The following is a 15732-nucleotide window of genomic DNA, read 5'->3' as shown; positions in this document are numbered from 1 at the left end:
AGACGATGAACTATAAAACACTTGCAGCATTTCCGGAGAATTTTTTGTGGGGCGCATCTACTTCTGCCTATCAAGTTGAAGGCGCGTGGAACGAAGACGGAAAGGGACCTTCAGTGATTGACGCCCGCGACAGCTATCCTGAGGGAACGACTGATTTTAAAGTCGCCAGCGACCATTACCATCGCTATAAAGAAGACGTTGCCTTGTTTGCTGAAATGGGCTTTAAAGCGTACCGGTTTTCCATCGCATGGACGCGGATTATTCCTGACGGCGACGGAGACATCAACCACAAGGGAATTGAATTTTACAGCAATCTGATTGATGAGTTGCTCAAATATAAGATTGAGCCGATCGTCACGATGTATCATTTTGATTTGCCGAATGCCTTGCAGAAAAAAGGCGGCTGGTCGCAAAGAGCGACAATAGATGCGTTTGAACGGTATTCCAAAGTGTTGTTTGAGCATTTCGGAGACCGCGTCAAGTACTGGCTGACCATCAACGAACAAAACATGATGATCCTTCATGGCAGCGCTTTAGGTACACTTGATCCGAATCTTAAAAATCCGAAAAAAGAGCTGTATCAGCAAAACCACCACATGCTGGTGGCGCAGGCAAAAGCCATGAACCTTTGCCATGACATGCTGCCGGGCGCAAAAATCGGCCCTGCTCCGAATATTGCGCTCATCTACCCGGCGTCTTCTAAACCGGAGGATATTGTGGCGGCTTTTAACTATAATGCGATTCGGAATTGGCTCTATTTAGACATGGCAGTTCATGGGCGCTACAATACGACGGCGTGGGCTTATATGAAAGAAAAAGGCTATACGCCATTTATTGAAGATGGTGACATGGAGATTCTGCAATCCGCGAAACCTGATTTTATCGCCTTTAACTACTATACCTCTCAAACAGCGGCAGCGAGCAAAGGCGACGGCTCGGACGAAGTGGCGCGCGGAGGTGACCAGCATTTGAAAACGGGAGAAGCAGGCGTCTACCGCGGAAGCAGCAACCCGCATTTGAAGAAAAATGACTTCGGCTGGGAGATTGATCCGGTCGGTTTCCGCTCCACGCTAAGAGAAATCTATGACCGTTACCAGCTGCCATTGATCATCACAGAAAACGGGCTTGGCGCCTTCGATCAACTAGAAGAAAACGATACGGTCAATGACGATTACCGCATTGATTATGTAAAACAGCACATTGAACAAATTCAGTGGGCCATCACAGACGGCGTCGATGTGTTCGGCTACTCCCCATGGTCAGCCATTGACTTGATTTCTACGCACCAAGGTTGCTCGAAACGCTACGGCTTCATTTACGTCAATCGTGATGAATTTGACCTGAAGGATCTGCGCCGTATCCGCAAGAAAAGCTTTTATTGGTATAAAGAGCTGATTGCTTCAAATGGTGAAGTGTTGAAGGGGTAGTTAAAAATATACAAATTATGAACATTGAGTAATAAATGTAAATAGTTAAAGTTTCCTGCCGATATGTACAGTATAAAATCTGAAAGGAGTTTGTATATGAAGAACAAAAAAATATTTTCATTACCCCTATTGTGTGCTGTCTTGATTGTGGCCTTTAGCTTTTGTCTGAATTCAAATGCTGCTGCAGCGCAAAACGTGCCAAAAGAGAAAGCAATCACGAAACAGCAGGAAACATTGAAAAACCATAAGGAAATGGAGGATGTTTCTTTAAAGCAAGCAGATGCAGGAAGCCTTAAAACGGATCAAAATGCAGAAGCCATTAAGGTAAAGAAGCCTGCCAATGAGAATGTTTTTAAAACAACTTCCATGTACAACTCCGAAGACCAAGTATTTGATACTTCATCTGTACTTAACGAAAATAACCCGGACGATATGTATTTTTTCAGCACTTCGTCAGATCGAACTTTGATTACACGGATTTTGTCTGCTAACAGTCAGTATTATTTAAAATTGTATGTGGTCAATTGGGATACGGGTGAAGCACAGCCGACTAATATCGCAATGGATGCGGGGAACTTAGTTCTTTTAAAAGAGCTTCCGGCCGGCGATTATATGATTCGGGTTTATTCTGAAGGAACGCTGGGAGATTCATACAACATTCAGTTAAATGCAAAAAACCCTTCAAATTACACAAGTGTGAAGTCGATCACCTCTAATCTGCAAGCCTTTGTTGCTGAGTACGCAGACGGTTCTGTCTATGCAAACGGAACATTATTGTACAATACCAGCACAAAAACATCTTCGTTAAGCTGGGAAAGAGAATATTATTTTTCGTATGGCGGCGGGTATAATCAGCGCACCCATTCTATTTCCGATGTGAAGGTGAAAAATGTTTCTGACCCTGTTACTTATCGTTCAAGTTATGCGAGCTCAAATGCGGCAGTGATGGTTTACTTAGATACAGGAACTCTGTTTATGCATCATGTATCAGCGTATCAGTCAGGGGTAGGATACGATGACTCTTTTCTTGATACGTTAGGCAAAAAAACACCTAGAAGACTTGATGCAGATGATCAAAACTATGGTGATCATATTTTAATCGTTGATGTAAAAACCGGCAAAGCAATCGACTTTTTCAGTGTTTTAAATTACTACTACGCATCAGGCGTTGAAAGCTTGCCAGTCATTTCGTATATTCAATAAGAATTCACTTGGGCTATTTCATTACAATGAAATTGCCTTATTTTAATTTGCCAGAAGAATGACCATGACTAGTGTTTTTTAACTCTTCAAAAATGTTATCTTGTTTATCTGGTTCAGACTGATTCATTGTATTTGCAGCAGGAATATTCATCAATTTCTTAAAATCACCCATGGTTAGCGGCTTCTTGTCATCATGCCATTCATATCCTAATTGGCCGTTTGCTTCAATCGTTGCATTCTTCACGTCCTTTATGCTGGATATTCCGTGAAGCCTCATTCGCATTTCAAGCTGGTCAACTGTCAGCCTCAATTTTTTCATATTTTCTATATTGAGTTTGCCATCTTCAATGACTAATTTCGCTTTGCCGGTTATGAACTTTTCCACCCAATTGGCTTTGATCTGGAACCATTCCATGAGTATGAGAGCCACAGTAAAAATACTGGCTGCCACAAGGGTTTTCCATAAACTTGTCTCTATAATCGGCTGGACAATAATTGTTCCAATCGAAATCATAACCACAGTTTGTGCTAACGTCATTTGAGAGATTGACTTTCTGCCAGAAATTCTAAGCAATATAATGCCGGATATAATTAAAATGAGTGCTTCCCAAGCAAAATTCATGCAATCACCTTTTTGTGTTGGTTTTTCCATAGTATGATCTTGGGTATTCCGATTATACAGAACAAGAGGATTTCCGCTAAGCGGAAATCCTCAACTCATTAAAACGAAATAATCCCAATCAAAAGCGCCGCAATCGTCATCACAATTGTTGTCCCCACGGCCCATTTGATAGTGAATTTTTGATGATCGCCAAAGCTGACACCTGCCATTCCGACCAATAGATAGGTGGAAGGCACAAGCGGACTTAGGAGATGCACCGGCTGTCCCAGCAGGGAGGCCCTACCGATTTCAGCGGCATCTATTCCGTAAGCGGATGCGGCTTCTGCGATGATGGGAAGGACACCGAAGTAAAAGGCGTCATTTGACATGAAAAAGGTGAATGGCATGCTGACGATAGCAGTGATCAACGGCAGGTGCGGGCCCATGGCATCAGGGATGAGCGAAACGAGAGAATGTGCCATCGCATCCACCATTTTTGTGCCAGAGAGAATGCCTGTGAAAATGCCTGCCGCAAACACCATCGAGACAACGTTTAATGCATTTCCTGCATGTGACGAGATCCGTTTCTGCTGCTCTTTGACACTTGGATAGTTGACCATCAAGGCGATGGCGAATGCGGTCATAAAAAGAACAGGGAGCGGCAGCAGGCTGGTGATCAGAGCGGCCATCAGAGCAACAGTCAGCAGCAGATTAAACCATTGGAGGGCAGGGCGCTTGAGCGGTGCTGCCTCCGGATCAGAGGACGGCGTGTGTTCAATCGAAATGACGCCGAGACGCTTCCGCTCTTTTTTTCCAAGGATATAAGCAACGGCGATCACCCAGAGAATGCCGGCGATCATAGCGGGAATCAGCGGCGTGAAGACCTCCGACGTGTCCAATTTTAAGGAAGCCAAAACCCTTGCCGTCGGTCCGCCCCACGGAATAATATTCATGACCCCAGAACCGAGCATCGCAATTCCCGCTAACACCAAACGGTTCATGCCGAGCCGTTTGTACAGAGGCAGCATCGCCGCAATGGTAATCATATAGGTCGTTGTCCCATCTCCGTCCAGCGAAATGGTCATCGTCAGAATCGCTGTGCCGACGGCGATTTTTAACGGATCTCCTTTGACAAGTGATAACATTTTTGCAATGAGAGGATCAAACAATCCTGAGTCAATCATAATGCCGAAATACAGGATGGCGAATAACAGCATGATACCGGTAGGAGCGAGGTCTGTCACGCCCTGAATCATCATCTCGCCGAGATCTTTGCCAAATCCGCTGATCAGGGCAAACACAACAGGAACGACAATTAAAGCAATAAGAGCGGAAAGCCGGTTAGACATAATAAGGTACATGAAGACAATAATCATCACAAAACCGAGTATGGCAAGCACGAAATGACCTCCCCCATTCAACAGCACAATTTTGGTAAGCGCTTCCACATTTTCAGAAGAAGGCTTATTTCAAATATGTATGACCTCATCCTGATATGTAGACCCAAAATCCTATTGAGCGGATTAGCAGTTTATATGAAGAACGCCACGGGTAAATGTGCTGTAGAATGTTTCGTTTGAAAAGGGGGAGCAGACATGAGTGATGATCAAAACAAACGAGTCAATGAACACTCAAAAGACGAGCAGCTCGAACAGTATAGGGTTGATAACAGCGGAAAGAAAATGACGACAAACCAAGGCGTGCGGGTGTCTGAGGACGAACATTCGTTAAAAGCCGGAGTTCGCGGCCCGACGCTGATGGAGGATTTTCACTTTCGGGAGAAAATGACGCATTTTGACCATGAGAGAATCCCTGAACGGATCGTGCATGCGCGCGGGTATGGGGTGCATGGCTTTTTTCAGGTTTATGAGCCGATGACAGAATTCACCCGGGCGAAATTTCTTCAGGACCCTTCGGTGAAGACGCCGGTATTTGTCCGGTTTTCTACAGTTGCGGGTTCCAAAGGCTCCGCAGACACGGTGCGGGATGCCAGAGGCTTTGCGACGAAATTTTATACTGAAGAAGGAAACTATGACCTTGTGGGAAATAACATCCCAGTATTTTTCATTCAGGACGCGATCAAATTTCCGGATCTGGTTCACGCGTTTAAGCCTGAACCTCACAATGAAATGCCTCAGGCCGCGACTGCTCATGATACGTTTTGGGATTTTGTCGCCAATAACCCTGAGTCTGCTCACATGGTGATGTGGACGATGTCTGACAGGGGCATCCCTCGCAGCTACAGAATGATGGAAGGCTTCGGCGTGCACACGTTCCGTTTTGTCAATGAACAAGGAAAGGCGCGTTTCGTGAAATTCCACTGGAAGCCTGTGCTCGGCGTGCATTCTCTTGTATGGGATGAAGCGCAGAAAATTGCCGGGAAAGATCCTGATTTTCACCGCCGCGACTTGTGGGAAACGATTGAAAACGGCGGCACGGTTGAATATGAGCTCGGCGTACAGATGATTGATGAAGAAGATGAATTTAAATTTGATTTTGATATTCTTGACCCAACCAAGCTGTGGCCGGAAGAGCTTGTACCGGTGAAAATCATTGGGAAAATGACGCTGGACCGCAACCAGGACAATGTGTTTGCGGAAACAGAACAAGTTGCATTCCACCCGGGAAATGTCGTACCGGGCATTGATTTTACAAATGATCCGCTATTGCAGGGACGGCTTTTCTCTTATACCGACACACAGCTCATCCGTCTTGGCGGCCCGAACTTCCATGAGATTCCGATTAACCGGCCGGTATGTCCGTTCCATAACAATCAATACGACGGCTATCACCGGATGACGATCAATAAGGGGCCGGTAGCTTATCATAAGAACTCTCTGCAAAACAATGACCCGTCGCCAGCGACAGCCGAAGAAGGCGGCTACGTCCACTATCAGGAAAAAGTCGAGGGCAAAAAAATCCGCCAGCGGAGCGACAGCTTCAACGATTATTACTCACAGGCGAAGCTTTTCTGGAACAGCATGTCTCCTGTCGAAAAACAGCATATCATCTCTGCTTTCTGTTTCGAGGTCGGAAAGGTCAAAAGCAAGGACGTGCAGCGGCAGGTCGTTGACGTCTTCAGCAATGTGGATACAAGCTTAGCGGAAGAAATCGCCAAAGGAGTAGGTGTGGCGCCGCCGGCGAAACGAAAAGCATCAAACGAAATTCTTACCTCACCTGCGTTAAGCCAGGCCCGTACAGTGAAAACAGCGTCAACGAGAAAAGTCGCCGTTCTCGCCGGCAATGGTTTTGATGAAAAAGAACTGCAAACAGTCCTGGACGCCTTAAAACAAGAAGGGATCACAGCGGATATCATCAGCCAAACGCTGGGGTACATCACAAGCGGCACCGGACAGCAGCTTGAGGCCGGCGGCACGTTCCTGACAGCTGATTCTGTTCTGTATGATGCTGTCTATGCCGCAGGAGGACCAGAGTTAAAAGACAACAAACAAGCGATGGCATTTATCAAAGAAGCCTACAATCACTTTAAGGCGATCGGTGCGGCCAATGAAGGAATTGATCTTCTTCAAGCAGCTGTCGGCACAACAGGGGGGCCGGGAATCGTGACTGCGAAAGATGAAGCTGACTACACCGCCTTCAGCAAGGCGTTTATCGAGGCGGTCGCCGCTCACCGCCATTGGGATAGACGGATTTGACCCGCTCCTGTATCTTAAAGGAAGATACTTTTCATAAGGAGCATGACAGATGAACGAAAAACAGCTAGTTGAAGCTTACGAACGAGATGAAAATATGATGATTTTGGTGTTTGCCCAATGGTGCGTGAACCATGACCTTGATCCGCTTGAACTGTACGCCAAAGCGTATCCGCAGCAAAAGCTCAATGAAAGCTTGAAAAAAACCATGGACGAACTGGTCGTGCCGAAACACGAATCAGAGCACATTCCGGATCAGACCGTCATTGCGGTATTAGAGATGTTTGGAAATATAGATTTGGCCCAAGTGGTTCACGAAGCCATTGCTGAGCGCAAACAATAAAAAGGAGACATGTGTTGTCTCTTTTTTAATTGGGAAATGGAGCTGTTAGACCTAGAAACTTCTTTTGGTTTTATCAGTCTATAAAAGTGTGTATTGCTTAAAAGAGGGAATGATAAACAACGACATCAAAGGAGGAGATCGTATGAAATGGAATCACATGCTGAAGGCCGCGGGGATTGCTGTTTTGCTTTTTTCTGTATTGGCATATACAGCCCCATCTTTAAAAGCGGTTCAAGCGAAATCACCGACTGTCAGCAGCCACACGTACAAAAAGATCAAGGAGCTAAAGTATCCTCAGGTACATCACATCGGGAATGCCGCATTTGAAAAGAAAATTAATCAAGAACTGAAAGCTTACATTGAACAATCGTATCAGGAATACTTGAAAAACAAAAAAGCAGGCGAGCAGCAGGGATTCAAAGCAGAATATCAAACATCCTTCAGCGTCAAATACAATGCGGCGGGCAAGCTCAGCATTCAAACACTCAATTATATCTATTCAGGCGGCGCCCATGGTTTAACGTCTGTTCAGTCCTTCAACTATGATTTGAAAACACAAAAGCGGGTAACACTGAATCAAATTCTGAATACCAAAACAAAGGTCAGCAAAACGAAAGATTACCTATACAGCTATATCAAAAAACATGACACACTGTTTTTCCCTGATGTAAAGAAAGAGGATATTACCCTTAACCAAGATACAACGTTTTACTTTACGAAAAACGGCATCGCCATCGTCTTCGGCCAGTATGACTTAGGACCGTATGCAGCTGGAATCCGGGATGTGCAGGTGCCTTCCTCTATTTATCAATAATCAAAAGAGCCATATCCGCAAAGGGATATGGCTCAATGTTTTTTCTACCACACAAACAGGCCGACAATCGCAGCACTTAGTAAAGATACCGCAATGCCGCTGACGAGCAATTTCCACACGTTTTTCCCGATGACCGTTGACTTTTCGCCGTCAAGGATCGAGTTGTACGTTCCGTAAATCATGCCGACAGTACTGAAGTTGGCAAATGACGTCAGGAATGTCGTCGCCACCGCAACTGTGTGAGGCGGAAGTGTTGTAAGATTGTTTTTCAAGTCAAGCATCGCAACAAACTCGTTCGTTGCCAATTTCATTCCCATTAGCTGAGCGACATACATTGCATCATGTACTGGCAGACCAAGCAGGAATGCGAACGGACTGAAGAGATAAGCAAAAATTGTCTGGATGGTCAGGCCGTGTACGAAAACACCAAGAATGCCATTGACTGCAGACGTTAATGCTACATATCCGATCACCATTGCCAAAATAACGATAACCATGTTCATGCCGACAAGCATACTGTTAGAAATCGTAGAGAAAAAGTCTTTCTTCTCTTCTTTAGGCGGTGTATAGATGATATCTTCATCCTCCGGCACATGAACAGGGTTCAGCAGGTTTGCAATAATCAGCGCGTTTAAGCAGTTCAATGGAATCGCTGTAAACACGTATGTCGCCGGCACCATTGACAGGTAAGATCCAATAATGGAGCCGCTGATGCTGCTCATGCTCATTAAGCCAAATGTAAGCAAGCGGTTGTTATTTAATACCGTAAGCTGCTGGCGGATGACCGCAAGTGCTTCAGTATTTCCCAAGAACATCATTTGAATAGAGAAAAAGCTTTCTAATTTCGGCAAGCGGGAAGCCTTTGAAATCACCCATCCGATTTTATCAATCAGCCAAGGCAAAATGCCGAAATATGTTAAAATATCAAAGAATGTGACGATAAAGATAATTGGAAGAAGTGCACTAAAGAAAAAGTCTACTGTTTCATTCGCCATGACTGACGGGAAGGCAAACGCGATACCGTCACTGGCGCAAGCAATCAGCCAAGTGAAGAAATCACCAATTTTACCGATGGCCCAGCTCCCGACCTTTGTTCCCAGCATAAACCAAGTAATCAGCAATTCCAGAACAATTAACGTAATGATCGGACGCCACTGGATTTTCTTTTTCTGCGGGGAGCATAGGAACACAACTGCCATAATCACAATGAGACCGACAAGGTTTAATAAAAAGTACATGATAGCAACTCCTATGAGGTTTATTTTGGAAACAAAAAAAGCTCCTATCCTTCACAAATTCTGGAAGTGCAGAAAGTGTGAAAAATAAGAGCAAACAGAAAAGAACTTGTCCTTTTCAACTCGTTCAAATTTATTCAAACTTTCTTGTAGTCTAGTTTTTTACGGTTACTAGGTAGAAACAATCAGACCATATTACTGATCATATACAAGAATGTCTTTTTCTAAGATGATAGCAGTATTTTATCCTTTCACTTTTTGAAAATCAACCTTTTTAACTATTTTCACAATAATGAAATTTATATTTTGAATTTGAGAAAAAAAGAAAAAACATGTTAGATTGCTATGCTGATATGATGTTGATGGGGACAACAGTGGTACGGCATTGGTTTTCCTTCAACATATGGTTTCAGCTCCCGAAGGTTTGTTGTATGATGTAAATGGGGAAACCCATACAGCAAAAAGGGAGTTTTTTCATGATTATCCAATTCATTCGTTATAGATAATGACAGGTATAGACAAACTGCCAGACCTGGCCAATTTTTGAGATAGGCCCAGGTTTATTTGTCTATGCCTTTTTCATTTATCTAAAAATGAATGAATGAGGTGTTTTTATCATGAAACGAACAGTTGATTTCAGCCAATTCGTACCCATGTTTCGATGTCCGCTTTGCGGTTCGCCCATGGATGCGAATTCAGGAAAAAGCTTGATTTGTATAGATCGAGGCCACACGTTTGATAGATCTCGGCACGGATACGTGAACTTCCTGACGAAGCCGGTCAAAACCGGTTACGATGCCGGGCTTTTTGAAGCGAGGAGCAGGCTGATTGGGGAATGCCGGTTTTTTGAGCCGCTCCACCATGCCATTGCAGATCTCATCATTCATCCCAAATCTGGTCAAGGGGCATTCACCATCTTGGACAGCGGGTGCGGTGAGGGATCTCATTTGAATGTGCTTTGCGGGTTTGATTATGCGGGGAGAACCGCGACGGGAGCCGGCATCGATCTTTCGAAGGATGGGATTGTAAAAGCTTCTAGGACATTCAAAGATCAGATGTGGGCGGTTGCCGATGTGGCGCGTGCTCCCTTTCATGATCGCCAATTCGATGTTGTCCTGTCGATTTTTTCACCGTCCAATTATGCAGAGTTTCATAGGCTGCTGAAGGATGATGGCATGCTCATAAAAGTAGTGCCGCGAAAAGATTATTTAATAGAATTAAGACAATTTTTATATACTGAGTCACCAAGGCGCACGTATTCCAATACGGCAGCTGTTGAGCGTTTTACAGCGAATGTTGAACACAGCCATCATGTGAGGCTGCATTATGTCAAAACGCTTGACCGCCAAGCGATACATTGGCTGCTTCAGATGACGCCGCTCGCCTGGTCTGCGCCGGAAGACAGAGTCCGGCTGCTGAAAGAGATGACATCAGCCGATATTACGGTTGATGTCGATATCTTAATAGGAATGAAATGAATGGCAGAGGAAAGCTCCGAAAAAAGGAGCTTTCCTTTTTTAATCGGAATAGTTGGCCCCCGCTTCCCGTACATATGGAAAGGGGACGGAAACGGCCGATGCGGAGAGTCTTTGTAAACGCTTTCTGATCCGTGGAAATGAGGGATGTGTGTGGAACTGATCATCATTCTATTGGCGTTAGGCTTGCTGATGTTTACGGCGTATCGGGGATTTTCTGTCATTTTGTTTGCGCCGATTTGCGCGTTATTTGCGGTGCTGCTGACAGATCCAAGCCATGTGCTTCCTTTTTTCTCATCGATTTTTATGGAGAAGATGGCGGGTTTTATTAAGCTGTATTTCCCGGTATTTTTGCTTGGTGCGATTTTTGGAAAAGTTGTTGAAATGTCCGGGCTTGCGGCATCAATTGCGAAAACGATTGTCAGGCTTGTCGGGGCAAAAAGAGCGATACTTGCAATTGTGCTGATGGGCGCTATCTTGACGTACAGCGGCGTCAGCCTGTTTGTTGTCGTGTTTGCCGTATATCCGTTTGCGAAAAATCTGTTCCGAGAAGCAAACATACCGAAACGCCTCATCCCGGGAACGATTGCTTTAGGTGCTTTTACGTTTACGATGGACGCACTTCCGGGGACGCCGCAAATTCAAAATGTCATCCCGACGACGTTTTTCAAAACAGACATTTATGCCGCACCTTGGCTTGGCTTGATCGGCGCAGCGATTGTGCTGACAGCGGGCATGATGTATTTGGAATCGAGGCGGAAAAAAGCGCAGACATCCGGCGAAGGCTACGGCGGTTTTGATTCGGAGAATACTGCTGCTCTTGAATCGTCTGAGTTCACGGCCGAACCAGACAAAAGCCCGGTACAGCATGCACTTGCCTTTGTCCCGCTTATACTCGTCGGTGCAGTGAATAAATGTTTCACCATATACCTTCCAAAGTGGTATCCGAATGGATTTGATTTTTCATCGATCGGATTAAAGGAGTTCGGCAAGCTTGATATTTCTTCAGCGGCTGCCATTTGGTCGGTGGAGCTCGCTCTGGTAATTGGCATCATCACAACGATTTTATTTGATTGGAGAAGAGTGCTTGCCCAAATGAAAGATGGGCTGAATGAAGGGATCGGCGGCGCCTTGCTGGCATCTATGAATACGGGTGTCGAGTATGGTTTCGGCGGCGTTATCGCCGCGCTGCCGGGATTTCACAAGCTGAGCAGCGGAATCTCGCACACCTTTACCGATCCGCTTGTGAACGGGGCCGTCACGACAACTGCGCTGGCGGGGATCACCGGGTCGGCTTCAGGAGGTATGGGCATTGCACTAAGCGCGATGTCGGATCAATACTTGCAGGCGATTCATGCTTACAACATTCCGCCAGAAGTGATGCATCGGATCATATCGATGGCATCAGGCGGCATGGATACACTGCCGCATAATGGCGCTGTCATCACGCTTCTGGCCGTGACAGGACTGACTCACCGGCAATCGTATCGGGATATTTTTGCGATCACCCTCATCAAAACGGCTGCCGTATTTGCTGTGATTGCGATTTACAGCCTGACTGGTCTAGTGTAAGAGAAAACGAAAGGGGCATCAATATGGGAAAAGTACTGTCATCAAGTAAGGAAGCTGCGGAACTGATTCATGATGGAGATACACTGATCGCAGGAGGGTTCGGGCTGTGCGGCATTCCTGAACAGCTCATTTTGGCGATAAGAAATCAGGGAGTAAAGGATTTAACCGTTGTCAGCAACAATTGCGGAGTTGATGACTGGGGGCTCGGTTTGCTTTTGGCTAATAGACAAATCAAAAAAATGATCGCATCCTATGTCGGTGAAAATAAAATTTTTGAGCGGCAGTTTTTAAGCGGAGAGCTTGAGGTTGAACTTGTTCCCCAAGGAACGCTCGCTGAGAGAATTCGTGCAGGCGGCGCAGGCATACCGGGATTTTACACGGCAACAGGCGTTGGTACTTCAATAGCAGAGGGAAAAGAACATAAAACGTTCGACGGCCGGACTTATGTGCTGGAGCGAGGCATCACCGGCGACGTGGCGATCGTTAAAGCGTGGAAAGCGGACACCATGGGGAATTTGGTTTTTCGGAAAACGGCGAGAAATTTCAATCCCGTTGCCGCCATGGCAGGCAATATTACGATTGCCGAGGCGGAAGAAATCGTGGAAGCGGGAGAGCTAGACCCAGATCACATCCATACACCGGGAATTTACGTACAACATGTGGTGCTTGGCGCGAGCCATGAAAAACGGATTGAAAAGCGAACAGTCCGACAAGCGGCGGGAAAGGGTGAGGCGAAATGAAGGAAGCGAGAAAACGAATGGTCAAACGCGCTGTACAAGAAATCAAGGATGGCATGAACGTCAATCTTGGGATTGGAATGCCAACGCTTGTCGCAAATGAGATACCCGATGGCGTTCACGTCATGCTTCAGTCAGAAAACGGCTTGCTCGGGATCGGTCCGTATCCTGTGGAAGGAACGGAAGACGCGGATTTGATCAATGCAGGAAAGGAAACAATCACTGAAGTGACGGGCGCTTCCTATTTTGACAGCGCTGAGTCATTCGCAATGATAAGAGGCGGGCATATCGATTTGGCTATCCTTGGCGGCATGGAAGTTTCTGAGCAGGGCGATTTGGCCAATTGGATGATCCCAGGGAAAATGGTAAAAGGGATGGGCGGCGCTATGGATCTCGTCAACGGGGCGAAACGGATCGTTGTCATCATGGAACATGTCAATAAACATGGTGAGTCAAAGGTGAAAAAAACATGCTCGCTTCCGCTGACAGGCCAGAAAGTCGTACACAGGCTGATTACGGATTTGGCTGTTTTTGATTTTGATAACGGCCCCATGACACTGTCTGAACTTCAGGAAGGTGTCACAATTGAAGAGGTTTATGAAAAAACAGAAGCTGATTTCGCTGTAAGCCAGTCTGTGATCAAACAAAATTCTTAATGGGAAGGTGTTTGACATGAAAAAACAAGTCGCCTTGGTGACTGGGGCAGCCGGCGGAATCGGATTCGAAATCGCGAGGGAGTTCGCCCGTGAAGGAGCTAGCGTCATCGTTTCGGACCTTCATCAGGAAGCATGCGAAAAGGCCGCTTCCAAGCTTGCAGAAGAAGGTTTTGACGCAGCAGCCATTCCGTGTGATGTGACAAAGGAAGCGCAAGTCGCTGATACGGTAAACGCCATCCAAAAACGATACAGCCGCTTGGATATTTTGGTGAACAATGCCGGTATTCAGCACATCGCCCCGATTGAAGAGTTTCCAACAGAAACCTTTGAACAGCTGATCAAAGTCATGCTGACGGCGCCCTTCATCGCGATGAAGCATGTTTTTCCGATCATGAAAAAACAGAAGTTTGGCAGAATCATTAATATCTCGTCTGTTAATGGTTTAGTCGGCTTTGCGGGAAAATCCGCTTATAATAGCGCTAAGCACGGTGTCATTGGACTGACAAAGGTCGGGGCGCTGGAAGGCGCGCCCCACGGCATTACAGTCAACGCGCTCTGTCCGGGATATGTCGATACAAAGCTTGTCCGCAATCAGCTGAGCGATCTTTCAAAAACGAGAAATGTCCCTTACGACTCCGTGCTTGAACAGGTCATTTTCCCGCTTGTGCCGCAAAAACGATTGCTTTCCGTCAAGGAAATCGCGGATTATGCGGTGTTTTTGGCAAGCGAGAAAGCAAAGGGTATCACCGGGCAGGCTGTCGTCCTTGATGGGGGCTACACCGCTCAATAACATAAAAAACACACTTGCTCCGCCAGGGAATCAAGTGTGTTTTTTCTTTGCTTATTTCCAAACATCGTTAGCGATCTCAACCACATGGCGAAGCTTCGCCCATTGCTGTTCTTCAGTCAGCTTGTTGCCTTCCTCAGTTGAAGCGAATCCGCATTGAGGGCTGAGGCAAAGCTGGTCTAAGCTCACATAGCGGGACGCTTCTTCGATACGGCGTTTTACATCGTCTGGATGTTCAAGCTCACCGAATTTAGATGTCACTAAGCCAAGGACAAGCTGAAGATCAGAGCGCTTCACATAACGGAGTGGTTCAAATCCGCCTGAGCGTGAATCATCATACTCTAGGAAAAGCCCGTCCAGGTTCAAGCCGTCAAAAATGGTTTCGGCTGCTGCGTCATAGCCGCCTTCCGCTGTCCAAGTGGACTGGAAGTTGCCGCGGCAAATATGCATTGTTACGGTCAAGTCATCCGGACGGTCTGCAATCGCGTCGTTAATGGATTTCGCAAACAGCTGGCGAAGCTCGTCAGGCGTTGTTCCGAACGCTTCGATTTGTTTTAAGCCTTTTTCAGATAAGAAAACAGCCCATGCTGTATCATCAAGCTGGAGGTAGCGGCAGCCTCTGTCATAAAACGCTTGAATCGCTTTTTTATATGCTTTGGATACATCGTGCTGGAAAAGGTGATAGTCGTTTTTGTATGCGTCCTTTTCCAGCTTTCCGCGGAAAAACAGCATATTCGGGCTTGGGATCGTCATCTTTGGCGTAGCGTCACCGGCAATGCTATGGAGAAATGAGTAATCTTCAAGCATTGGGTGAGTTGAAAAGTCGATATCACCGGTGACTTTTATGCCTCGTGCTTTTGTCTGTACATTATGGAATTGAATGCCCTGCTCAGGAGTAAACGGCTCAACGCCATCCAGGTTTTCCAGGAAATCAAAATGCCACCATGCTCTGCGGAATTCACCGTCTGTCACGACGTTCAGGCCGGTTTCCTTCTGTTTTTCCACAATGCGGATGATTTCATCGTTTTCGATTTGGCGAAGCTGCTCAGCCGTAATCTCGCCGGCCGCTTTTTGCAGCCGCGCTTTTTTAACAGGCTCAGATCTCAGCAGGCTTCCAACTTGATCCGCGTGAAACGGCGGTTTTTTTCTTTGAAGTGATTTTTGTTCTGCGGGTGTTGTTTGTTGTGGCATGTTGTCCATTCCTTCTTTCCATTCGAATATAAAAAAGC

General features: G+C 46.0%; 14 protein-coding genes and 1 riboswitch. Of the genes, 10 read left to right on the top strand and 4 right to left on the bottom strand.

Annotation, left to right across the window (positions count from 1 at the left end; translation table 11 throughout):
• The first annotated feature begins 5 nt into the window (after window positions 1-5).
• Together Q5C82_RS02740 and Q5C82_RS02735 are read left to right on the top strand one after the other, a co-directional pair.
• The gene (locus Q5C82_RS02740; protein WP_003218859.1) at window positions 6-1427 is read left to right on the top strand and encodes a glycoside hydrolase family 1 protein; all 1422 of its coding nucleotides are present in this window, start codon (window positions 6-8) and stop codon (window positions 1425-1427) included.
• 96 nt (window positions 1428-1523) lie between these two features.
• Window positions 1524-2630 (top strand): hypothetical protein, encoded by a 1107-nt coding sequence (locus Q5C82_RS02735; RefSeq protein ID WP_003218858.1) that lies wholly within the window; start codon window positions 1524-1526, stop codon window positions 2628-2630.
• Window positions 2631-2667: 37 nt separating this feature from the next.
• Here Q5C82_RS02735 and Q5C82_RS02730 read toward each other — a convergent pair whose 3' ends face one another.
• Window positions 2668-3252, bottom strand: a complete 585-nt coding sequence (locus Q5C82_RS02730) for a DUF421 domain-containing protein (protein ID WP_003218856.1) — start codon at window positions 3250-3252, stop codon at window positions 2668-2670.
• Between the two features lie 98 nt (window positions 3253-3350).
• Window positions 3351-4631, bottom strand: a complete 1281-nt coding sequence (gene citH / locus Q5C82_RS02725) for a citrate transporter CitH (protein WP_003218854.1) — start codon at window positions 4629-4631, stop codon at window positions 3351-3353.
• Window positions 4632-4826: 195 nt separating this feature from the next.
• Here citH and Q5C82_RS02720 point away from each other — a divergent pair, with 195 nt between their 5' ends.
• The 3 genes from Q5C82_RS02720 to Q5C82_RS02710 all read left to right on the top strand — a co-directional run bounded on the left by Q5C82_RS02720 (window position 4827) and on the right by Q5C82_RS02710 (window position 8041).
• Entirely contained in the window at window positions 4827-6887 is a 2061-nt protein-coding gene (locus Q5C82_RS02720; RefSeq protein ID WP_003218852.1) for a catalase, read from the top strand.
• 49 nt (window positions 6888-6936) lie between these two features.
• On the top strand, window positions 6937-7227 hold the full coding sequence (locus Q5C82_RS02715; RefSeq protein WP_003218850.1) for a hypothetical protein: 291 nt from the start codon (window positions 6937-6939) through the stop codon (window positions 7225-7227).
• Window positions 7228-7369: 142 nt separating this feature from the next.
• Window positions 7370-8041, top strand: coding sequence for a DUF3298 and DUF4163 domain-containing protein (locus Q5C82_RS02710; RefSeq protein WP_003218848.1), 672 nt, complete (start codon window positions 7370-7372; stop codon window positions 8039-8041).
• Between the two features lie 44 nt (window positions 8042-8085).
• Here the strand turns inward: Q5C82_RS02710 and Q5C82_RS02705 are convergent, their stop codons facing one another.
• Window positions 8086-9279, bottom strand: a complete 1194-nt coding sequence (locus tag Q5C82_RS02705) for a NupC/NupG family nucleoside CNT transporter (RefSeq protein WP_003218846.1) — start codon at window positions 9277-9279, stop codon at window positions 8086-8088.
• A 127-nt stretch (window positions 9280-9406) separates the two neighbouring features.
• Window positions 9407-9508: riboswitch (purine riboswitch) on the bottom strand.
• A 385-nt stretch (window positions 9509-9893) separates the two neighbouring features.
• Between Q5C82_RS02705 and Q5C82_RS02700 the strand changes: the two genes are divergently transcribed.
• The 5 genes from Q5C82_RS02700 (at window position 9894) to Q5C82_RS02680 (ending at window position 14506) form a co-directional block, all read left to right on the top strand.
• Entirely contained in the window at window positions 9894-10754 is an 861-nt protein-coding gene (locus Q5C82_RS02700; RefSeq protein ID WP_003218844.1) for a methyltransferase domain-containing protein, read from the top strand.
• Window positions 10755-10904: 150 nt separating this feature from the next.
• Window positions 10905-12323, top strand: a complete 1419-nt coding sequence (locus Q5C82_RS02695) for a GntP family permease (RefSeq protein ID WP_003218839.1) — start codon at window positions 10905-10907, stop codon at window positions 12321-12323.
• Between the two features lie 23 nt (window positions 12324-12346).
• Window positions 12347-13063 (top strand): CoA transferase subunit A, encoded by a 717-nt coding sequence (locus Q5C82_RS02690; RefSeq protein WP_003218836.1) that lies wholly within the window; start codon window positions 12347-12349, stop codon window positions 13061-13063.
• Complete coding sequence (locus tag Q5C82_RS02685; RefSeq protein WP_003218834.1) at window positions 13060-13716, top strand: 3-oxoacid CoA-transferase subunit B; 657 nt, start codon at window positions 13060-13062, stop codon at window positions 13714-13716. The genes Q5C82_RS02690 and Q5C82_RS02685 overlap by 4 nt, the downstream gene beginning before the upstream one ends.
• Window positions 13717-13732: 16 nt before the next feature.
• Window positions 13733-14506: a 3-hydroxybutyrate dehydrogenase gene (locus tag Q5C82_RS02680; protein WP_003218832.1), complete on the top strand. Its 774-nt coding sequence runs from the start codon at window positions 13733-13735 to the stop codon at window positions 14504-14506.
• A gap of 51 nt (window positions 14507-14557) precedes the next feature.
• On the opposite strand, the gene Q5C82_RS02675 is transcribed toward Q5C82_RS02680, so the two are convergent.
• Window positions 14558-15694: a 5-methyltetrahydropteroyltriglutamate--homocysteine S-methyltransferase gene (locus Q5C82_RS02675; RefSeq protein ID WP_003218830.1), complete on the bottom strand. Its 1137-nt coding sequence runs from the start codon at window positions 15692-15694 to the stop codon at window positions 14558-14560.
• Window positions 15695-15732: the final 38 nt, after the last annotated feature.

The organism is uncultured Bacillus sp., assembly GCF_958411575.1.
GTDB classification, from domain to species: Bacteria; Bacillota; Bacilli; order Bacillales; family Bacillaceae; genus Bacillus; species Bacillus spizizenii.
Note: the sequence above shows the minus strand (reverse complement) of the source record. Positions and strands in the feature narration are given on the sequence as shown.